The organism is Anaerobacillus sp. QJM3NY_17, assembly GCF_056173665.1.
In genome coordinates this window covers 654565-674026 of record NZ_CM149685.1, presented here as the reverse complement: position 1 = coordinate 674026, position 19462 = coordinate 654565, and the positions used below count along the sequence as shown (strand labels likewise).

The 19462-nt window shown below is 38.7% G+C and carries 23 protein-coding genes and 1 other annotated feature; of the genes, 11 read left to right on the top strand and 12 right to left on the bottom strand.

What is annotated here, in order from left to right; translation table 11 throughout:
* Positions 1–33 precede the first annotated feature (33 nt).
* From AC0VYV_RS03700 to AC0VYV_RS03685, 4 genes are all read right to left on the bottom strand, one after another.
* Positions 34–483 carry an NUDIX hydrolase gene (locus AC0VYV_RS03700; RefSeq protein ID WP_475366567.1) on the bottom strand — a complete coding sequence of 150 codons (450 nt, stop codon included), beginning with the start codon at positions 481–483 and terminating at the stop codon, positions 34–36.
* 144 nt (positions 484–627) lie between these two features.
* Positions 628–768 carry a hypothetical protein gene (locus AC0VYV_RS03695; protein ID WP_194220178.1) on the bottom strand — a complete coding sequence of 47 codons (141 nt, stop codon included), beginning with the start codon at positions 766–768 and terminating at the stop codon, positions 628–630.
* A 26-nt stretch (positions 769–794) separates the two neighbouring features.
* Complete coding sequence (locus AC0VYV_RS03690) at positions 795–917, bottom strand: hypothetical protein (RefSeq protein ID WP_276511829.1); 123 nt, start codon at positions 915–917, stop codon at positions 795–797.
* A gap of 114 nt (positions 918–1031) precedes the next feature.
* Positions 1032–1358: an ArsR/SmtB family transcription factor gene (locus AC0VYV_RS03685; RefSeq protein ID WP_276511830.1), complete on the bottom strand. Its 327-nt coding sequence runs from the start codon at positions 1356–1358 to the stop codon at positions 1032–1034.
* Between the two features lie 289 nt (positions 1359–1647).
* On the opposite strand from AC0VYV_RS03685, the gene ctaG reads away from it, so the two are divergent.
* Positions 1648–2553 carry a cytochrome c oxidase assembly factor CtaG gene (ctaG, locus tag AC0VYV_RS03680; RefSeq protein WP_194220179.1) on the top strand — a complete coding sequence of 302 codons (906 nt, stop codon included), beginning with the start codon at positions 1648–1650 and terminating at the stop codon, positions 2551–2553.
* Positions 2554–2972: 419 nt separating this feature from the next.
* Here ctaG and AC0VYV_RS03675 read toward each other — a convergent pair whose 3' ends face one another.
* The gene (locus AC0VYV_RS03675; RefSeq protein WP_283152968.1) at positions 2973–3449 is read right to left on the bottom strand and encodes a hypothetical protein; all 477 of its coding nucleotides are present in this window, start codon (positions 3447–3449) and stop codon (positions 2973–2975) included.
* A gap of 150 nt (positions 3450–3599) precedes the next feature.
* Here AC0VYV_RS03675 and AC0VYV_RS03670 point away from each other — a divergent pair, with 150 nt between their 5' ends.
* Positions 3600–4331 (top strand): TraR/DksA C4-type zinc finger protein, encoded by a 732-nt coding sequence (locus tag AC0VYV_RS03670; RefSeq protein ID WP_475374447.1) that lies wholly within the window; start codon positions 3600–3602, stop codon positions 4329–4331.
* A gap of 30 nt (positions 4332–4361) precedes the next feature.
* Here AC0VYV_RS03670 and argS read toward each other — a convergent pair whose 3' ends face one another.
* Positions 4362–6047: an arginine--tRNA ligase gene (gene argS, locus AC0VYV_RS03665; RefSeq protein WP_475366565.1), complete on the bottom strand. Its 1686-nt coding sequence runs from the start codon at positions 6045–6047 to the stop codon at positions 4362–4364.
* Between the two features lie 54 nt (positions 6048–6101).
* Positions 6102–6316, bottom strand: a binding site (T-box leader).
* Between the two features lie 44 nt (positions 6317–6360).
* Positions 6361–6561, bottom strand: coding sequence for a hypothetical protein (locus tag AC0VYV_RS03660; protein WP_430246761.1), 201 nt, complete (start codon positions 6559–6561; stop codon positions 6361–6363).
* Positions 6562–6839: 278 nt separating this feature from the next.
* On the opposite strand from AC0VYV_RS03660, the gene AC0VYV_RS03655 reads away from it, so the two are divergent.
* From AC0VYV_RS03655 to AC0VYV_RS03645, 3 genes are read left to right on the top strand one after another with little or no spacing between them, the layout of a single operon-like run.
* Positions 6840–8363 carry a spore germination protein gene (locus tag AC0VYV_RS03655; RefSeq protein ID WP_475366564.1) on the top strand — a complete coding sequence of 508 codons (1524 nt, stop codon included), beginning with the start codon at positions 6840–6842 and terminating at the stop codon, positions 8361–8363.
* Positions 8350–9438, top strand: coding sequence for a GerAB/ArcD/ProY family transporter (locus AC0VYV_RS03650; protein ID WP_475366563.1), 1089 nt, complete (start codon positions 8350–8352; stop codon positions 9436–9438). Before AC0VYV_RS03655 ends, AC0VYV_RS03650 begins: the two co-directional genes overlap by 14 nt.
* A complete protein-coding gene (locus tag AC0VYV_RS03645; RefSeq protein WP_475366562.1) occupies positions 9435–10568 on the top strand; it encodes a Ger(x)C family spore germination protein in 1134 nt (377 codons plus the stop codon). The genes AC0VYV_RS03650 and AC0VYV_RS03645 overlap by 4 nt, the downstream gene beginning before the upstream one ends.
* A gap of 22 nt (positions 10569–10590) precedes the next feature.
* On the opposite strand, the gene AC0VYV_RS03640 is transcribed toward AC0VYV_RS03645, so the two are convergent.
* The gene (locus tag AC0VYV_RS03640; protein ID WP_283152975.1) at positions 10591–10905 is read right to left on the bottom strand and encodes a hypothetical protein; all 315 of its coding nucleotides are present in this window, start codon (positions 10903–10905) and stop codon (positions 10591–10593) included.
* Positions 10906–11042: 137 nt separating this feature from the next.
* On the opposite strand from AC0VYV_RS03640, the gene AC0VYV_RS03635 reads away from it, so the two are divergent.
* A complete protein-coding gene (locus AC0VYV_RS03635) occupies positions 11043–11210 on the top strand; it encodes a YfhE family protein (protein WP_084006653.1) in 168 nt (55 codons plus the stop codon).
* A gap of 59 nt (positions 11211–11269) precedes the next feature.
* On the opposite strand, the gene AC0VYV_RS03630 is transcribed toward AC0VYV_RS03635, so the two are convergent.
* On the bottom strand, positions 11270–11920 hold the full coding sequence (locus AC0VYV_RS03630) for an N-acetylmuramoyl-L-alanine amidase (RefSeq protein WP_430246770.1): 651 nt from the start codon (positions 11918–11920) through the stop codon (positions 11270–11272).
* 219 nt (positions 11921–12139) lie between these two features.
* On the opposite strand from AC0VYV_RS03630, the gene AC0VYV_RS03625 reads away from it, so the two are divergent.
* On the top strand, positions 12140–12703 hold the full coding sequence (locus AC0VYV_RS03625; protein ID WP_430246772.1) for a sigma-70 family RNA polymerase sigma factor: 564 nt from the start codon (positions 12140–12142) through the stop codon (positions 12701–12703).
* A gap of 7 nt (positions 12704–12710) precedes the next feature.
* A complete protein-coding gene (locus AC0VYV_RS03620; RefSeq protein WP_475366561.1) occupies positions 12711–13340 on the top strand; it encodes a hypothetical protein in 630 nt (209 codons plus the stop codon).
* A gap of 95 nt (positions 13341–13435) precedes the next feature.
* On the opposite strand, the gene AC0VYV_RS03615 is transcribed toward AC0VYV_RS03620, so the two are convergent.
* Complete coding sequence (locus tag AC0VYV_RS03615) at positions 13436–14479, bottom strand: ABC transporter permease (RefSeq protein ID WP_475373306.1); 1044 nt, start codon at positions 14477–14479, stop codon at positions 13436–13438.
* A 24-nt stretch (positions 14480–14503) separates the two neighbouring features.
* Positions 14504–15361: an ABC transporter permease subunit gene (locus tag AC0VYV_RS03610; RefSeq protein WP_475366559.1), complete on the bottom strand. Its 858-nt coding sequence runs from the start codon at positions 15359–15361 to the stop codon at positions 14504–14506.
* A 205-nt stretch (positions 15362–15566) separates the two neighbouring features.
* Between AC0VYV_RS03610 and AC0VYV_RS03605 the strand changes: the two genes are divergently transcribed.
* From AC0VYV_RS03605 to AC0VYV_RS03595, 3 genes are all read left to right on the top strand, one after another.
* Entirely contained in the window at positions 15567–16508 is a 942-nt protein-coding gene (locus AC0VYV_RS03605; protein WP_430246780.1) for a hypothetical protein, read from the top strand.
* Positions 16489–17370 (top strand): protein-glutamine gamma-glutamyltransferase, encoded by an 882-nt coding sequence (locus tag AC0VYV_RS03600; protein ID WP_430246782.1) that lies wholly within the window; start codon positions 16489–16491, stop codon positions 17368–17370. Before AC0VYV_RS03605 ends, AC0VYV_RS03600 begins: the two co-directional genes overlap by 20 nt.
* A gap of 84 nt (positions 17371–17454) precedes the next feature.
* Positions 17455–17991 carry a GNAT family N-acetyltransferase gene (locus tag AC0VYV_RS03595; protein ID WP_430246784.1) on the top strand — a complete coding sequence of 179 codons (537 nt, stop codon included), beginning with the start codon at positions 17455–17457 and terminating at the stop codon, positions 17989–17991.
* A 91-nt stretch (positions 17992–18082) separates the two neighbouring features.
* On the opposite strand, the gene AC0VYV_RS03590 is transcribed toward AC0VYV_RS03595, so the two are convergent.
* Entirely contained in the window at positions 18083–19363 is a 1281-nt protein-coding gene (locus AC0VYV_RS03590) for an MFS transporter (RefSeq protein WP_430246786.1), read from the bottom strand.
* Positions 19364–19462: the final 99 nt, after the last annotated feature.

Below are 19462 nucleotides of genomic sequence, written 5' to 3'. Positions count from 1 at the left end.
GAATCCTTCTATCCTGTCAATAAACGGTTACGGTTATAAATAACCTAACTTTTCCAAGACTACCTTATGATTTGGGTTCATTTCTTTAGGTAACTCGTTTATTGGAAAATATTTCACTTCTGATACTTCATTTCCATCTAATTTAAAAGCTTCACTCTCACATTGTCCCTTATAAACAGCAATAACACTATAAACCTCATCTCCATTTGGATATCGGTAATATAACTCTTCACCAGAAAAGAGGGAAACAAACGTTAACTCCTTAATACCTACTCCTAATTCCTCAAACGTTTCACGTACAGCCGTCTCTTCAAAAGATTCTCCCGGCTCCATAAATCCACCTGTTAATCCCCATAGCTTATTATCTGTTCTCTTCTGTAACAATAGCCTGCTCTTCGTATGATCAAATAATAAAATCGCAACACCAGGTAGAATTAATGGCCGACTCCCAACTAACGCTCTTATTTGTTGAATATAGTCCATAGTACCTCCTAAAGAATTGAAATCAAACAAAAAGCCTCTCGATCTCTCGAAAAGGCTTTTTATGCGGTGGCAAACGCCCAAACCCAGAAGGCTACACCCCAGACAGCACAAAGAACTAATAAAATAATAAGAAGGCGAATATTTTTATTTCTCATGGTTGTCCATCTCCCCATGTTCTACCGTTTTTTCTTTTCTCTTTAACATATACAAGAAAAACCCAAATAAACCAAACACTACAAAAAATAGCCCTGTTGACATATAAACTAGAATCGACCCTATATCCATATTTTGTCCACCTTTCTAATTCCGTACTACCCGCTGTATGATAAATAGATGGATAATACTCCAATGACCATCATCGTTATAAAAGGCAGAACAAAGGCCAGGAAAATAACAGCGGATTCTGTTTTATGCTGTTTAATTTTAGATAACAAGAAGCCATTCTCCTTTCACTTTATCAATCACTCAAATAATAGTATAACGAAACTTCACTTCATTACCGTCCATTTTTCTTGAACGTTTCCGTACAATTCTACCATACAGAGCGATTAATCGTGACAGGCATGGTGGATCGCCTGGTGAAGCAGTGCCATCACATGCTGATCATCAGGAGAATAAAAAATACTCGTGCCGGCTCTTCTAAACTTTACTAAGCGTAAGTTCTTCAAAAAGCGAAGCTGATGAGAAACAGTCGATTGAGAAAGATGCAGAGCATCCGCTATTTCACTTACAGCACATTCCCGATCTGCCAACAAGTTTAATATCCGAATCCTCGTTGGATCTCCCAAAGCTTTAAAAGTTTGCGAAACAATAAAAAGTGTTTCTTCATCTAGATCCAATTGTTCTTTTGCCACATCCTGCCCATGATTATCCAAAACGATCCCCTCTCCCTCATTACATGAACATACATTCATATACCATTCTGTTGCCATTGTATGAAAGACCTTTCACTATTGTCAACTTAGATGAGGAAGCCTGTCACGATTCCTTCACACAAAATGTAGAACCCGCCTTGAGTTAATGGGAAATCCTTTTTACAATAGAGTAAGAAGAAAAAGTAAAGGCTTTCTTATCGTTAGATAGGATGCAAGAAGATGATATGGTATGATGAAAACGGTCAACATTTACTGTCAGGCATTATGATCATAGATGGAGGTGTTCCTAATGTGGGAACAATTATCGAGCACATTTTCGTTTAGTGCTTTATGGAGTCCTGGAATTATGGTAGCTGCAATCGTTATTGCTGGATTCTACTTACTTCTAACAGGACCTTGGAAAAATAGCTTTAAAGACTCAGCACCGATTCCCCTTTACAAAAAGATCTTTTTCTTAATCGGGGTTTTCTTATTTTATCTCGGACTTGGCGGTCCACTATCACTTATGGGGCATTTATTACTCAGCATCCATATGACTGAGATGGCGCTCGTATATTTAGTCGCTCCACCACTCATGATAGTAGGCACCCCAGCATGGTTGCTACGTCCACTGCTAAATATCAAAGTGATTCGTAAAATCTTTAAATTTTTCACATTCCCTATTATTTCACTGCTTTTATTTAACGGGTTATTTTCTTTCTATCATATCCCAGAAATCTTTGATTACTTAATGGTGCACTATACGGCTCAGAATTTCTATAAAGCCGCTCTAATCCTGACAGCCTTTGCTATGTGGTGGCCACTTGTTTGTCCAATACCAGAATACGATACGTTATCAGGTGTTAAAAAACTTGGATACATCTTCGCAGATGGTGTCCTACTCACACCAGCATGTGCTCTCATTATTTTCGCAACTACTCCATTATACGCTACATATACAGATCCAACGATTTGGGCTAATGCAATGGGATATTGCGTACCAACCGGCACGACCGTTTCACCTGAACTATTTGACCAATTCAAACCACTAGGCATCATGGAAGACCAACAGCTAGGCGGCATCATCATGAAAATCATCCAAGAACTCTCATACGGCACCGCACTAGGCTACATCTTCTTCCAATGGGCAAGAAGAGAACGAGAAAAAGACGCCGAAGAACTACAATCACCAGAATTCCGAATCAGTGAGATTTAAACGAAAAGCGGAAGTGGGCGGTTAGGGTCGACAAGCGCTGGAGGCCCATAAAAAGAACACGGTCTTTGTGTTCATTTTATGGGCTGAAGCGATCGAGACCCTGCCCACTGCAGCTAGACACCGAAAAGCGGAGCGGGCCCGCCTAAATCCGCAGGATGTTGGAGCCCATGAGATTGAGACGCTCTTTGTCTCATTCGATTGGGCGAAACAGCCGGAGGATTTGGCCCGCGCAGCTAGACACCGAAAAGCGGAAGTGGGCGGTTAGACACGGCAGGCACTGGAGCCTTTTCATTTGAACACGGTCTTTGTGTTCGGATGAAAAGGTGAAGTGACCGAGTGTCTGCCCACTGTAGCTAGACACCGAAAACCAAAACCGTCCCGTTCAAAAAGCCATGAAGCACTTTGCTTCATGGCTTTTGTTATTGCATACCCTTCCGTCTTAACAATTGTCGTAATCCGCCCCCAATTACTACCCCAATAACAATACCTATAATAGCAACAAAGGTCGGTGGAATAACAAAAGGCTCTGTTCTTAAATTCGATACAATCACAGCCACCGTAGAAAAATACGCTCCACATACAAAGGGTAAAGACAGGTAATCACCTGGTAGTTTCCCTGCTTTTTCAATAGCACCTAGATAGCTTTCATAAATCGCAAACATGTAAACACAAGGATAAAACATAGCCCATTCATAATTTGTAACTGAAATTGCCTGGACGGACTTACCTTGAAAACTATAGAGAATATTCATATTAAGATTTGCATTCACATTGATCAAAAACTCAAGCCCAATAAAAAAAGCACCTCTTATGTAATTCTTATTAATGATTTGTCCAAACCCGGGAAAGGCAATACTCCACAAGAGAACTTCAATTGGATTTACTTTTCTGTTCATCCCATCACCAGCTTCTTATTGTCTCAGCTACATTTTTACCTTTTCCATATTACTGGTATTTCATCCAACTCTCATGGAATTATTTTCAGAAGTAGCACCCTTCTTTTTGATCCATACTACGGATATAAGAAAAAGAAAGGAGAATTGACTATGTTAACAACGAACCAACTTCGTTCATATAAGAAAATGATTCAAGAACGCATCCTGGCTCTTAGTGATGAATTAGATGAAAACGATGAATTTGGTGTTTCTCAGTCTTTTGCTCAACATTCTACAGGTGAACTATCCAATTACGATAATCACCCTGGCGATACGGCGACAGAATTATATGAACGCGAGAAAGATCTATCACTAAATGAACATGCAAAAACAGAATTAGCAGAACTGACAAAGGCCCTTGAACGAATTGGAAATGGAAAATATGGCATATGTGAAGTTTGTGGAAATGATATTTCAACAGAAAGACTCGCTGCCCTTCCAACAGCTTCCACATGTGTAGAACATAGTCCATCACAAAAGACATCAGACAGAAGACCAGCAGAAGAAGGTGTACTTGGCAATTCCTTGGAGGAACATGTAAACGACACTAACGATGCTACCTTTTTTGACGCTGAAGATTCATGGCAACGAGCTGCGAAGTATGGAACATCCGAAACACCTTCAGACTTTAACGCTCAGGAAATGAACTATGACAAAATGTATATTGATTCCAATGAGCCTGTCGGGTATGTCGAGGAAATCGAATCATTTTTATCAGCCGATCTAGATGGCAAACCATCTGGAGTGATTCCAAATCAACGTCATGAACGTTATGAAGACTTACTGGATGATCATGACCAGAAGGCAAGTCAGGGTACAATCGAAGATAGTGACCTCATCTAAATAAGACAGCCCTAAAAACGGGCTGTCTTATTACATTTCTTCTGGTGCATGTAGTCCTAACAATCGCAAGCCTTCTTGTAAAACAATGGAGACAGCTGACACCAGCTGCAATCTCGCTTGTTTACAGGATGGGTCATCTAAGATACGAATCTGTCCATAGTATTTATTAAAAGAACGTGAAAGGTCAAGGACAAACTTTGCGATTTGAGAAGGGTCGTATTCAGCTGCTGCTCTTTCAATTACATTTGGAAAACTAAGCAGCTTTGTCACAACTGACCAGGCTTCTTCATCTTCGAGACCTTTTATATGATCATTGGAATGAAAATCCCCTTTGCGTAGAATAGAACAAGCACGCGCATGAGTATATTGCACGTACGGACCAGTTTCACCCTCAACACGTAGCATGTCTTCAAGTGAAAACTCTATATCATTTCGACGATCATTCTTTAAGTCATGAAACAAAACGGCCCCTACCCCAATTTGTTCAGCAATCGCGTTTTTATTTTCTAAACTAGGATTTTTGGTTTCAATATTTACTTTTGCAAGCTCGATTGCTTCAGTCAACACTTCTTCTAGCAATACTACTTTCCCTTTTCTTGTCGACATTTTCTTTCCATCTTTTAACATCATTCCGAAGTTAATATGGTGCATTTGATCTGCCCAATCGAATCCCATTTTCTTTAATACTTCAAATAATTGTTTGAAATGTAGACTCTGTTCATTTCCTACGACATAGAGAGCCTTACTAAATCCATATGTTTCATAGCGATAAATGGCTGCAGCGAGATCACGGGTTGCATAAAGTGTGGCACCATCTTTCTTCTTAATTAGACATGGTGGTAAGCTCTCTCCAAGTTCTACTACCATGGCGCCACGAGATTCAACTAAGAGATTTTTTTCTTCAAGTAGATCAATGACACTCTGCATTTTATCATTATAAAATGCTTCCCCATTTGTTGAATCAAAGGTAATCCCCATAAGCTCATAAATTCGATCAAACTCTTTAAGAGATTCTTCACGGAACCATTTCCATAATGAAACGGCTTCTGGGTTACCTTCTTCTAATTCTTTAAATGCCTTACGTCCTTCATCTTCAAGACCATTATCTGATTCCGCTTTTTCATGAAATGTAATATAGAGCTTAAGGAGTTCTTTAATCGTTTGCTCACGAACCTTTTGCTCCTCCCCCCACTTTCGGTAGGCCGTTATCAATTTGCCGAACTGAGTTCCCCAGTCCCCAAGATGATTAATGCGAATGGGGCGATAGCCGACTTTTTCAACAATTAGCGCTAATGAATTTCCAATAACGGTTGAGCGTAAATGGCCCATTGAGAAGGGCTTCGCTATATTAGGTGAGGAAAGATCAATCGTCACGGCACCTCCCTTTCCTACATTAGAAGCACCGTACTCACTTCCCTCACGTACAATGCGACTTATTACCTCAGTACTAACCATTTTTTTATTAAGAAACACATTAACATAAGGCCCAACAGCTTCTACTTTTTCAAAGGCTGACTCATGAATGTCAGTAACAAGCTCCTTCGCAATTTGATGAGGAGCCATTCGTTTCACTTTGGCAAGATCAAAGCATGGGAAGGCATAGTCACCTAAAGAGTCATGCTTAGGCAGTTCAATTCGCTGCAGAATATTAAGAAAGCTCACTTCTTCTTCACATGCTTGATAAAGTTGTTGTGCAAATAATTCTTTGTAATTCATACATTCCCTCCTATTTGTATATCCATTTGCCTATAAAAAAATCTCCGTCTCTATAAAAGAGACGGAGATGAATTCCGCGGTACCACTCTGATTGCTCAATAAAACGATTTGAGCCTACTTCACTCTATAACGGGGAGTCCGACTGCTTCTACTTAATTCAAAACAGTGTCTTGAAAGTCCGGTTCATGCCTGCTAAGGTTCCGAGCTCTCACCATCCCCGGATCGCTTTATCCGTATACAAACACTACTCTCTTTCGCATTGACGATACAATATTAGTCTTATTATAGCCGACTTCCATATAAATTCAACCACTTATTTTATAAGTCCTTTTTCCGATTCAGAATATCCATTTTTTTCACCATCAGCAAAACCTTCCTGATACCCTTCTCGATAAATGGATGTTAAGTACATGGAAATCAGCTGTCTTACTTTTGGCTCTACGTTCACGACCTCTAAATGCTTCATACACCGATCAACTGCCAATTTTTCCTTTTGAACATTTTTAATCGTCATCGTTAGAACCACCTTCCGGATAAGTTATCCGTATTATACACCACCTTAACAATGTATTTGCACTCATTCGACAAGACTCGATTTGAATTATGTTAAAACCCTACAAAAGACCAGTAAACGACGAGAACAATCACGGGATAACAAAGACTATAGACCTATCACAAGGCATTTATAACTCTTTTAAATCATTTATGAATGATTCATTTCAATTCGTATACATAACTTCTCAATTATTATAACAACCTATACCTATCTAATTTTATTGAGGAGGGTGCATTGTGAGACGAAGCAAACGAAAATCAATTCGAAATGAGTCCTACCAAATTCCAACTGCTACTGAATCACATGATGCATACTATTCTCTTGAAGAGAACAAAGAATATATAAAAGCAAAATTTCATAATACAGAAGATATCAAATTCAGAAATATTACGGTTCAGGATGTGAAATGCCTACTTGCTTATTTAGATCCTTTAGTTGATGAAGAGAAGCTACAAAGAACGATTATGAAACCATTATTTGAGACAAATCAGTTAAACATCGAGGATACAGTCACATCAAAGGAATACCGGCGATCAAAAAATTTAAATGAAGCTATTACAGGATTAACAAAAGGATTTGTCGTTCTACTAATAAATGGACAAGTACATTTTTATTTACTAGAAGCTTTCTCAGGAAATTCTAGAGCAATATCTGAGCCAATTAATGAGCAAGTCGTTCGCGGTTCACATGAAGGTTTTGTCGAAAATATTATGCAAAACCTACAAATGCTTCGCAGAAGAATTGAGAATCCTAACCTTGTGATTAGGTTCTTTAAAATTGGTAAAACAACAGACACGAAAATAGCTGTTATTTACTTACAGCACCTTACAAACCCTGATCTTATCGCAGAAATAGAAAAAAGAATCACATCTATTAAAACGGATTCCATTCAAACGCCTGGCTATGTAGAAGAGTTTATTGAGGATGCACCATTCTCTCCATTCCCCCAAATGCTAAGTACGGAACGACCTGATAGAATGACTGCTCACCTCATGGAAGGAAGAGTCGGTCTCCTAATGGAAGGAAGCCCTGCAACTTTAATTTTTCCAGTAACTTTTTTTGCCTTTTATCAATCGCCTGAAGACTACAACAGCAGATGGTATATTGGATCTATCTTAAGACTCATAAGAGTAGCCAGCTTTATTTTTGCATTAGGGTTGCCTTCATTATATATCGCCACCGTATCTTTTCACCCAGAGGTACTACCTGCCGAGTTAATCTTAAATATTAAAAGCTCGCTTGAAAACGTTCCATTCCCACCATTACTAGAAGCTTTAATTATGCAAATTATTCTTGAATTATTGAGAGAAGCTGCTATACGACTACCAGGTCCTATTGCACAAACAATTGGTATTGTTGGGGGTTTAGTTATTGGGACTGCGATTGTAGAAGCTAACCTTGTATCGAATATGATGATTATTGTCGTCGCACTGACGGCTATATCATCCTTTGCAGTTCCATCGTATGAAATGAGTATGTCAATCAGGCTGCTTGGTTTTCCACTCATGCTCCTTTCTGCAGCATTTGGATTTATTGGGCTTGTCTTCGGATTATCCATCATTTTAATCCACTTATGTGGTTTAGAAACTTTCGGCACACCTTATTTCTCCCCGCTTGCACCATTTCGTTTCAACGAACTAAAAGATTCTGTTATTCGCCTTCCAAGATGGTTACTCGGTAGGCGACCGTCAGACGTTCGTGCACAGCATGGAACACAGGAGTGGGTCTCAAGAAGGTGGAAACAAAATGAAGACGAGTAGCAAAATTAATTCGGCGCAGCTTTTTTTCATCATATTCCAAACACAAGTTGGCGTAGGCGTACTCTCTCTTCCCTCTTCCTTATATGCAGGAGCTGGAACTGATGGCTGGATTACTCTTCTTGTTACTGGTGTTGCTATCCAACTAATTATTTTTATACTTTACTTTTTGAGCAACCGTTTCCCATCATTAACGCTTTTTGAATATGGGCCTAAAATCATTGGCAAATATGTAGCATTCGTCGTCTCACTTCTTTACACACTATTCGCTATTTCAACAGCGGTCATTGTATTGGAATTGTTTGAAACCACAATAAAAACTTGGATCTTATTTCGAACACCCATGATTGTCATCTTTTTATTGCTAACTATTAGTGGCACTTACCTTGCTATTGGCAGAATCAAAGTAATGGGGAGATTTTATCAGTTTGTTTCAGTTCTAATTATTCCTCTGATCATTATGGCCGCCTATACTTTAAAGGACGCGGATATTCGTTATATCTTGCCAATTGGTCAAAATGGCGTAGGAACAATCCTAAAAGCAACACAGCAAGGGATAGTATCCATGCTGGGTTTTGAAATCGTATTATTCATTTACCCTTACGTTCAAACAAAAGGGAAAGCAGCACTAAAAAGCTTAACACTGGCTAATATAGCAGTAACATTATTATATAGCTTTTTAACATTTGCAACGTACGTCTTTTTTAGCCCTTCTCAGCTTGAAATGATTCCTGAACCCCTCGTGTATATGTTAAAAGGTGTATCCTTTGTAATTGTGGATAGAGTGGATCTCCTTTTTCTTTCGATCTGGATCGTTTCTGTTATGACTTCCTATGTATCGTATATATATATTGCAGGAAGAGGCATTCAATATTTAACAAAAAGAAAAAAAACAACTGGTCCCATTTTGACTGCCGCCTTTATTGCACTGTTTTTCTCAATGTTTTCACATGATCGATATACTGTGGAAATGATTTCTAGTTATCATGCGAAAGCAAGTTATTTTTTTGCCCTTGGCTTCCCTCTCCTGCTTTTGCTCATTAGTCTTTTATTTAAGAAGAAAGAGGAGTCACGATGAAAAAACTAAAACATCTTTCCATCATTTTTTCGCTCAGCCTGTTATTTCTGACCTCTTGCTGGGATCAGGAACTTTTAAAAGAATCGAAGCTGATTTATGGGGCTGGATTGGATTATGAGAATGAAAATGAAATTCGCACAACGTTCGCCGTTCGGAACCTTGGTATTCCAGTTAGTCAAGGGGGCGTATACTCTAATCGCATTCTTTCCGTTTCAGGGTCTTCACCCAGAGATACGCGAATTAAAGTGGATCGAGTTTTATCAAAGCAAGTAACAGCTTCAAAAAATCAGCTCATTCTCTTAGGGAAAGAGATAGCCAAAAAAGACATTGACCACATTTTTGATGTCCTGTACAGAGATCCAAAAGGTCCACTAGACGCTAGAGTCGGAGTTGTCGATGGACGAGCCGAAGACATGTTAAATTTAGACCATATTGGCGATACTCTCATTACAGAATTTATGTCAGATCTTATTAAAGGTGCTGAAAATAAAACAGAAGCCCCGCGAATGACGATCGAAAAAACATTTCGTTATTCTAAAGATGTTGGACAAGATTACGCCCTTCCATATATTAGTTTCAACAAGGATGTGGGCGCACCTGAAATAAACGGAATTGCTTTATTTCATCACGCCAACTATACAGGAGTTGTTCTTCCTCCAATAGACGCAACCTTACTACTCCTTATGGCTGATAGGAAAAGTAAAAAAGCAAGTATTACAGAAAATATTGGTGAAGAACACAATGAAGGTTTTCTCACCAAAACCGTTACTATAAACGTCCGAAATGCCAAAGCATCTAATGAATATTCTTTTCAAGATCAACAATTAAATAAAGGCGTTATCAATCTTGAAATAAGAGGAAATGTAGAAGAATATCCTCAAAACCATCTGTTTAAAGAAGGAATGGTACATGATATTGCAGATGAATTATCCACACGGTTAACAAAAAGAGCGAATGATATTCTTCATAAACTTCAAGAAGCCAACTGTGACTTCCTAGGTATTGGTCGTGATTTAAATGCTTATCACCACAAAGCATGGAATGAAAAACAGTGGGATAATGACTATCCAAAACTAGATCTTCAGGCAAACGTAAAGGTAAAGATCGCTGAAACAGGAATAATTAAATAGAAAGAGAGTAAGCGCACAACGCTTACTCTCTTTCTATTTGCTTCATCTCTTCAATCGCCGGTTCTTTTGCACCATACCAAGAATAGGCGACTTCATAATATTCCCCTTCATCCACAAGGTTCCAGGCCATTTCATCTTCAACCAAAAGTTCAATGGCCTCTCCTTCTCCTTCAGGCTGAACAAAAACATAGAAATGATGATCTGTGCTTTCCTTCTTAATCACTTCACCATGTTCAATATGTTTTTCATGAACATAGGTATACTTTCCAATTAAAAAAAGGCTGACAAGTACGACGATACTTGCAATCGATATATTTAATGCTCTCTTTCTATTCATAGTGCCTCCGTATTGAACATGTTTAGTATTAAGTTACCACAAACATTAGTATTTTAACAAAGTTAGATTAGGATGTTTAATGATTTTTTCACACGGGTACCATTTATTATAAGAGACGATACAAGGAGGAATTACAAATGGCTAAGAATTCTCAATACCAACCAATTCATGAGAGTGGTTTCTCACTAAGTGATGCTCAAGAAGTAGCTTATGCGAAAGAATTTAAGAAAGCAGATATTGCAGGCGGAATTCGTAAGCCTAAAGTGAAAAGGGCAAAGAGCGAAAATCCTGATCTACTTAAATAATGACTCTAAGGAGCCATGCTGATTGCATGGCTCCTTATTTATGCAGTACTTAGACTTCATCAAACCTTTTTCACAAATGCGTCGTACCCATTCTTTTTCAATTTCTGGCATAATTGATCAGCGCTAGCCTTCTCCTTATAAGCGCCGGCCTGGACGTAATACAGTGACTGTGGAAGCGCACCTTTTAAATACCGCACGGCCGCAAGTACAGCTTCCTCAGCGAGCTGAAGGCGATAGGAACGAGCCTTTAATTTTTTTACATCCGACGAAGAATCCAAAAAGCCGTATTCAATTATTACTGTCTCTACATCTCCAGTCAATCGATGCATGTAGTAGTAATCTTTTCTATCCGCTCCTTCTCTAGAGAATACCCTTCGCAATCCCATCCCGGCTTTTTTCAAACCTTCTGCTATACTGCCTGCCAAATCACTCTTTGCGTAAATTGAATGAATAACTTCAGCCCCACTTCCTCCTCCCGCATTATAATGGTTACTCAAACAAATCGAAGCACCTGACCCTTTCACAAGTGCAGAACGCTTTTCAGAAGATAGATCAATATCTGTCGTTCTTGTGATCGCACACGGTATGCCAAGATTCTTCAAAAACTCATATTGATGAAGCGCTACTTCCATAGTCCAATCCTTCTCTTTCACGCCATTCGCCACCGCTCCTGGATCATTCCCGCCATGTCCTGCATCAATGATAATCACTTTTCATTCCCCCTCTATTCCTTTTTCGTATCGATTATTCTCGATACCAATCGCTGCCTCCTTATGCTATATATCGAATTGAAAAAGATAAAAGGGGCATTAACAGATAATTTTTACAAATTCTGCAACCTTTCTTTTGATCCTTCGTCTTAATAGGAAAGGTCTTAGTTTCAATTGCTATTCAGTGCCAACCCTAAATGACCTTCGAAGGATGATGATATGAACGATAATTCCCCTCTTAAACTTAATGCAGATTTCTCTACCTATACAACACTGCAAAAAACAGAGTTAGTCGAAGAATTAATGGATCAATACGGCGAAGCTCTGCTAAGACTGGCTTATACTTATGTAAAGGACTGGGGTAAAGCAGAAGATATCATACAGGAGGTTTTTCTGACTTGCTTTTTAAAGATAAATACCTTTCGAGGAGAAGCTTCTCTAAAGAACTGGCTTTATCGCATTGCGATTAACCGTTGTCATGACTATGTACGAAGCTGGTCTTTTAAAAACATCATTCCAAGTAACATGATCTTAAATTTCTCTAAGAATCATCAGCCTTCCCCAGAACTTATTGCGATAACAAAAGAAGAATCTTATATGTTACGCCAAACGATTTTACAACTTCCATTAAAATATCGTGAAGCATTTATTCTCTACTATCATGAAGATTTATCCATTAGGGACATTAGTTCACTCCTTGACACAAAAGAGGCAACTATAAAATCCAGATTGCACAGGGCTCGTCGCCTTCTTGAATCAAGACTGAATAATGAAAGTGAGTGAATGAAAAATGAACCAAAATAGATTAAAAGAAAAAGTGAAAGAATCTTTATTCATTAAAGAGCATTTAACAGAAAGAAAAAAAGAAAGAATTATGGAAAATATCCTTATTGCTCATTACGCTGACCATAAGAAGAAACGAAGCACCTTTCTAGCATTGGTTGGATTTGCGGTCTGTTTGGCACTACTTATGACAGTCACTCTCACAGTCATTGATATTGATTTGGATCCTCCTATAAAACATGAAGCTTCTAACAAACTACAAGAGGCCCCATACGTAAGTGCAGCTTATATGAAGCGGGCATCAGAAATTGCTCAACGTGACCTAGATATTCTCGATGTAACCTATTTCTCAATGGATAAAACGATCTATCTGGATATCATGGTGTCAGACAGTTTTTCAAATAAAAAAATGAAGGAACTAACAATACAATATTTGGAGGTGTTATCTCATTTATATCAATTGAAAAATGATCAACTGGGGGAAATATGGGATTATTATCATTTAGAAATTACGATTAAACCAAACAGCGATTACCCTTCTTTAGCCTTTATGGATGAAGAAGATAGTACCTTTTTTCTTAAAGGTTCTAAGAGGATAAAGGAAGCAAGTATGAGTTGGTCCTCTCCATCTAATTAACTAACCTGTATGAATTTTTATCCGCTACTCGTAGATCATAGTAACGTTGTAAACAATCATAAAAGAAAAAGCACAATCTTGAATTGTGCTTTTTCTTATCTACTTGCCGTTTTCCTCTCCATCATTTCGCCATGATTATGAACAAAAGAAAAGGAACTTGAATCGATCTCTGTCTTTGTTTCAGGAAGTTCAACATTCTTCATCCTTCTACTATACGACTGCTTATCTAACACTTGCTTGAAGCCTTCTAAAACAAAATTCAGTGCCAGTATGACAAGAACAAAACATAGGATGGGAATCAACGGAATCCATGTTTCATATGAAAGGAATCTAAAGGTGGATCCAATTAACCCTGACCATTCTCCAGAAACCGAGCGATATTCATCACCTAACATAGGGTCTGGATTAAAGAACGTTCCACCAAAAAACAACTTCAACAATCCAAGATGTAGCAAAAGAATCAGAACGTTAACAATTTGCTGAAGAAAAATAATCATCATTCGTGGTCCTAAGTGTGGTAGTACATGCTTTGAAAGAATATGTCTTCTAGAGCCTCCTAACGTTCGTGCTCCTTCAATAAATTCTCTACCCCAAATGGCGTTCGTTTCATTTGAAATAAGAATCGTCGTTGTAGGAATAGCGACCGCTGTCAAGATAATCACTTCAAAAACCATGCGTTCAGTGAAAGAGTATGAAAACGTTCCTTCCATCCCGTTTTCCATTAATACTCCATGGAGAATAAAGTAACATAATAACGAAATAGGGATATACTGCATCGCATCCACCACTCCAGCTGTGCTTCTAAGCGTTCGGCGAAAATAAGTCCCTCCAATTACACCTGCAACAAACGATAACGCCATTCTCATTGAAGCAACAAGAAAGGCAATTCCAATTGTATATTTCGCACCAATGATAATTTGCTCAAACAAATGGTAGCCGAACTTATCTGTACCAAATGGAAGAACTTGTACAGGTGAAAGAGGCGATCGGTCAATTAAATTTCCATCGTCGTCATAAAGCATAAACGTTTGAGGAATGTCATCATGGTAAACGAGCGAATAAAAAATACTGCTACCTAGTAAGAGAACGATAATGATCATTCCGAACATAAACATTGGATTTCGCAACGCACTTTTCAACATCCTTCTTCCCTCACTTCCGAACTATAGTAACGCTTCTTCTTTTGAAACTTGCTCCGCTACAAACTGGTAAAGTGTCAACGCCAAGAAGATAGGGATAAAAAGACATAAAGCGCCTACCGTGAAAATTTCTGGCGTAGGATGTTCATACATAAAGCGGATTAATCCGTTCAAATTGAAGACGAATTCCATAATAAATAAATTAGATAACGTAAACCAGACAATGGAGCGCGAATGGAAGTAAATCGATAAAATCGCATTCCGAAAAACATGGACAAGGAAAATGACTGTTGATTGCACGCCTTTCGTTCGCGCAAGCTCAACATAAGGCTTTTCAAATTCCTCTTCGAAAACTTGCATCATAATTCGGTAGAATAGGAAAGCTGGTAATATAGATAGCACTAATATAGGCATCGTATAAATTCGTTCATATACTGCAATATCCATTAACAAAATATCGGTTTTTTTATAAAACCAGATGATTCCAATTTGAACAATTACGAGAATAAATACATCTGGAAAAGATTCAGTTAGAAACGCAAATCGTTTAAACCATTTTCGCATAGGAGGCGTAAATCTGTAGGTAACGTATGTAAAAACAAATCCTACAACAAACGAAAGAAATAAGGCACTGAATAAAATGACTATGGAATATGTCGCATAATCAAAGACCTCTGGGAACAATTGATAATTCGCATTCCCAGAGCGAAACGTTATATCTTGATAGTGGATCAACTCCTCTAATGTCTTAACTAATCTCTTCAAATATCCAGAAAAATCAAGCTTCATGCCATTGAATAACCCCGGTAACGCCCCTAGTAACAGCACACCAATAAATGCAGTAATAAACTTAAGACTAGTTCGAACAGCCTTATTCTCCATACGGTATCCCCCTAATGAATTCAATTTTCCTTCATAGCTGATCGTGTAGGTTTCTTGATTTAACTTAGTCTATCTTAAAGACGGAGCAAATAAGTAAAAGTTTCAGATAGAGCATAAAGAATCATTTTTTATTACATGTGATGAAACTCCCCCCTGCCGAATACGCTGTTAACAGCGCACTTTCGAAAGGAGGCCTCCCTTAAACATGTCTACCTCACTTGAGATAATCCGGAAAACAGAAGGCATTAAACGTCTTGATCTGTATATAAGAGAGTTGATTCAGCATGATGCAAAATTAGCCATTTCACGCATCAATGACGAGGACCTCACTTATCCCACTCTCTATGTCTTATCAAAGGTTATTCGCGAACACAGTCTCACAAAGAACTTATCAGATCGGAATAAAGTAGCTTTGTCCATCCAAAGAGATATCCTTGCTACAGAACGTACACCAGCAACTCCTTTTCCATATTCAGTCTGCGATCTTCCACAGTTCATTCACTCTGTACTCAGATGGATGGTCGAAACTGGGAAAGAGGATAAACTGAATGCTCGTTATCGACTTGTTATTGACCGCGCTGCTGGGCTATTGACAACCATCTATCAAAACCCGGAAGACCTCTCCCTTGTTTCAGAACTATTATTCAAGAGAAACAGCGAGGGCCACTCTACACATTACTTAACATGGTCTTATTTTTCTTCACGAAACATGTCTAGTCTCCTCCCTATTGGTGAAAAACTATTATCTTCTCATGAAGAAGAAGTTGAGTTTGCAAGAGAACTGCTTCATTTCATTTCCGGTTTAGAAGAAAGCTCTGATCAGTATGCCTATTTTAGGGGTTGGTATGAAGAGAACCTCCCATACCTTCTTCATAATGAAAATAGCTATGAATTAACAGCTGAACTTTCACCTTATATTATCGATCACTACACAAAATACCGTGAACATCATTCAAACACTTCATCGGAATACCATCGAGATAAAGGATTTCATACGTTAACCGAAGATGAAAAAGAAGATCTTGCCAACTTCTCCTATCAAATGAGAAAAAGATCTCGAAACAAATGGAAGGAGTGGATCAATCGACCTCTCGATGCCCAATTGACGCTCATTGAGGAGGTTCATCATGATTACTATAGGAGGTAATAGTTTAAATAAAGACGATGCGATAAACGCTGGTATCGTACGACCTCTTGAACAAACGATACTTCATGTCATGTATGCAAGTCCCTATACGTATTCCTATCGCTCGATGGATGCCTTATTATTTGAAATTCGATTTAGAGTAGCCATCACAGACAGTTCACGTGAACTTTACTATAGCGGTGTTCAATTTGCAGACTTTTATCGATCGCGATGTAACCCTATGTTCTGGAACCTCCTCCCAGATGGCGCCTTTCAATTAAAAATGGGCGTTCCGGCATCTGAAGCAATACTCGATATTTACCGAAATGGGAGACTATATGCGTTTGAATGCGCCACCGCTATGATTATTATTCTCTATCACGCAGCAGTCAAAATGCTCCCTCCCGCACAGTTTAATCGACTTTTTTCAAACATACGGCTTTGGGGATGGAAATACGATCAAGATTTGCAAATCGTTCATAACATTCCTCCTGACTACCTTCCTGGGGATATTCGATATGTAAAAAATCCTGACGTGAATCCTCTTACGCCAGAATGGCAAGGTGAGAATGTTGTAGATTTAGGGGACGGTACTTTTTTTGGACACGGTTTAGGCTTTCGAACCGTTGAAGGTATGATTGAAGCCCTTGCATTAAGAAGACGGCCGGGTGCGACGCGGATGCCTTATTTAATGCTTCCTGCTACTAGACCTGGGTTTTCCTACTTGTATCAATTCTCATCCAATAGAAAAGAAGGAACAACGCCTATTATGTTGTTCGATGACACCTTACAGCGATCAACAATGTCAATTGATGAATATGAAGAAAAGCATGAAGAACTTCTAAAAAACTTCATAACGATACGAATTGGAAATAGCTCTTGAATAAAATCAGGCTAACTCCCGGGTCATAAGCCCTCCACCCCGTTTTCACATATGCATATGGTAAAGTAACGGGTGGTGAACGCATTGAAAGAATTCCCTGAAATTCAAACTGAACGCCTTGTTTTAACAGCACTTAAAGAAGAAGATCGTAGTTCACTTTTTTCCATATTCGCAGATCCACTTGTCACCTATTATGATGGTGGAAAAGTTATGAAAACCTCTACACAGGCCCTTCACTATATACGTGCTTTCAAAGATACCACATCGATATCTTTGACCAATACAATACGTTGGGGTGTCCGATTGAAGACCTCAAACAAATTAATTGGTACGGCAGGTTTCCAAAACTGGGATCGCACCTCTTCTAAAGCAGAAATTGGTGCCATTCTGTCTCGAAATTACTGGAGCGGTGGTTATGGAGCCGAAGCAGCAAAAGCCGTTATAGAATACGGTTTTGAACAAATGAAACTTCACAAAATTTATGCGCAAACAATAGAAGACAACCGTGCCGCTGTTAAGCGTTTAGATGAGCTTGGCTTTCATGAAGAAGGACGCTTTATAGATCACGTCTATTTAAGAAATCAGTATTATCATGTGCTCGTTTATTCTCTATTCCAATAAAATCTAATAGGTAATTTCCTTACTTCCGCTCACACTCCTTAAATGTGCAAAAAAAAACGCTTCTTCAGATAATACCTGAAGAAGCGTTTCTTTATACTTGTTTACTAGGCGGTGGAGACATAAATGCAGCAATTGTACCGAGAATTGGAAAGATAAGTATAATCAATAATATTTCTGTATACCCTCCAAAAACGTCAAAAGCAATACCAAATGGAAGTGGTCCAAAAGCAGAGCCTATGACCATCGTCGTTGTCGCAATTCCTTTAATACTCCCTAGATGTTCCCTACCAAAATAATTCGGCCATATAATGTTTAATGTAATCCGTTCAATACCTCCAATCATTCCCCAAAGAACGGCAAACACAATAGCAAGTAAATAAGTATGCACCTGAGTTAACAATAAGATAAATACCATTTGGCCAATAAACGATAAACCAAGAACAATATGAACGTTCACGCGCTCGAGAATAAATCCAGAAGCCATTGTGACAGGGAAGCCAACAATCGCCATGATACTCAATATGATGGCAGCTGTACTTCCTGGTACACCTTGCTCACCTAGAATAGAAAATAAGTGAAAAGTTAAACCGGTATTGACAAGTGCAGGAATACTAACGCAAAAAAGAATAAACCAAAATGCTCTCGTTCTCATCGCTTCTTTCACAGTCCAATTCGTTTCGAAGCCCTCTTCTTGCTCCTCTTCTTCCATTTTCTCTTCTCGACGTTGTGCAAGTCTTTTCTTCGAAATAGCATTATCAGGAAGAAGTCCGATGTCTTCAGGTTTATTTTTAACAATAAAAAACACAACAGGTAGAAAAATAACAATGAGTGCGAGTCCAAGTATTCTCCAGGCACTTTCCCATCCAAACGTTGTAATTAGCCATGTATTAAGTGGAGGAAAAGAAGCTGAGCTTAAAAAACCACCAATAGCCATAAAGCTAAGTGCTCGCCCACGCTTTACTACAAACCACTGAGGCACAAGTGTATTCGGAATTAACGTCATTGAACCTTGTCCGAATAAACGAAGCATAAAAAAACCAATAAATAGCATGACAGGTCCAATAACAAAGCTATTCCAAAAACATGCGACTGCTAGCAAAGCCCCCATTATGAGCATCATTCGCCGCTGTCCATGTTTATCTACTAATCTCCCTACAACAAATAACAATAGTCCAGCCGCCAGCGTAGCAGAAGAATAAATGCCTGATACAAGCGATCGTCCCCAGCCAAAATCTTGAATGTAATAGTCAATGAACACAGATACGGCGTAAGTTTGACCTGGTCCTGAAAAAAAGACGCCAATGGCTGCTGCCATCACAATATACCATCCATAAAAAAAGGATGAGTTTTGCTGCTTCGAAAATAACTGCATCCAATAACTCCTCTCAAGCTGTCATTAAATAACATTCTATCGAAGAAAAGCTAAATACTAAAACACTTTGCTTTGTCATCCATATATCGTTATTTTCAT

What these genes read in the sequence shown, in the direction of transcription:
- AC0VYV_RS03700 (WP_475366567.1), bottom strand. Translation starts at nt 483, where the DNA reads ATGGACTATATTCAACAAATAAGAGCGTTAGTTGGGAGTCGGCCATTA.
- AC0VYV_RS03695 (WP_194220178.1), bottom strand. Translation starts at nt 768, where the DNA reads ATGGATATAGGGTCGATTCTAGTTTATATGTCAACAGGGCTATTTTTT.
- ctaG (WP_194220179.1), top strand. Translation starts at nt 1,648, where the DNA reads ATGTGGGAACAATTATCGAGCACATTTTCGTTTAGTGCTTTATGGAGT.
- AC0VYV_RS03675 (WP_283152968.1), bottom strand. Translation starts at nt 3,449, where the DNA reads ATGAACAGAAAAGTAAATCCAATTGAAGTTCTCTTGTGGAGTATTGCC.
- AC0VYV_RS03670 (WP_475374447.1), top strand. Translation starts at nt 3,600, where the DNA reads ATGTTAACAACGAACCAACTTCGTTCATATAAGAAAATGATTCAAGAA.
- argS (WP_475366565.1), bottom strand. Translation starts at nt 6,047, where the DNA reads ATGAATTACAAAGAATTATTTGCACAACAACTTTATCAAGCATGTGAA.
- AC0VYV_RS03660 (WP_430246761.1), bottom strand. Translation starts at nt 6,561, where the DNA reads ATGACGATTAAAAATGTTCAAAAGGAAAAATTGGCAGTTGATCGGTGT.
- AC0VYV_RS03650 (WP_475366563.1), top strand. Translation starts at nt 8,350, where the DNA reads ATGAAGACGAGTAGCAAAATTAATTCGGCGCAGCTTTTTTTCATCATA.
- AC0VYV_RS03645 (WP_475366562.1), top strand. Translation starts at nt 9,435, where the DNA reads ATGAAAAAACTAAAACATCTTTCCATCATTTTTTCGCTCAGCCTGTTA.
- AC0VYV_RS03640 (WP_283152975.1), bottom strand. Translation starts at nt 10,905, where the DNA reads ATGAATAGAAAGAGAGCATTAAATATATCGATTGCAAGTATCGTCGTA.
- AC0VYV_RS03635 (WP_084006653.1), top strand. Translation starts at nt 11,043, where the DNA reads ATGGCTAAGAATTCTCAATACCAACCAATTCATGAGAGTGGTTTCTCA.
- AC0VYV_RS03625 (WP_430246772.1), top strand. Translation starts at nt 12,140, where the DNA reads ATGAACGATAATTCCCCTCTTAAACTTAATGCAGATTTCTCTACCTAT.
- AC0VYV_RS03620 (WP_475366561.1), top strand. Translation starts at nt 12,711, where the DNA reads ATGAACCAAAATAGATTAAAAGAAAAAGTGAAAGAATCTTTATTCATT.
- AC0VYV_RS03610 (WP_475366559.1), bottom strand. Translation starts at nt 15,361, where the DNA reads ATGGAGAATAAGGCTGTTCGAACTAGTCTTAAGTTTATTACTGCATTT.
- AC0VYV_RS03605 (WP_430246780.1), top strand. Translation starts at nt 15,567, where the DNA reads ATGTCTACCTCACTTGAGATAATCCGGAAAACAGAAGGCATTAAACGT.
- AC0VYV_RS03600 (WP_430246782.1), top strand. Translation starts at nt 16,489, where the DNA reads ATGATTACTATAGGAGGTAATAGTTTAAATAAAGACGATGCGATAAAC.
- AC0VYV_RS03590 (WP_430246786.1), bottom strand. Translation starts at nt 19,363, where the DNA reads ATGCAGTTATTTTCGAAGCAGCAAAACTCATCCTTTTTTTATGGATGG.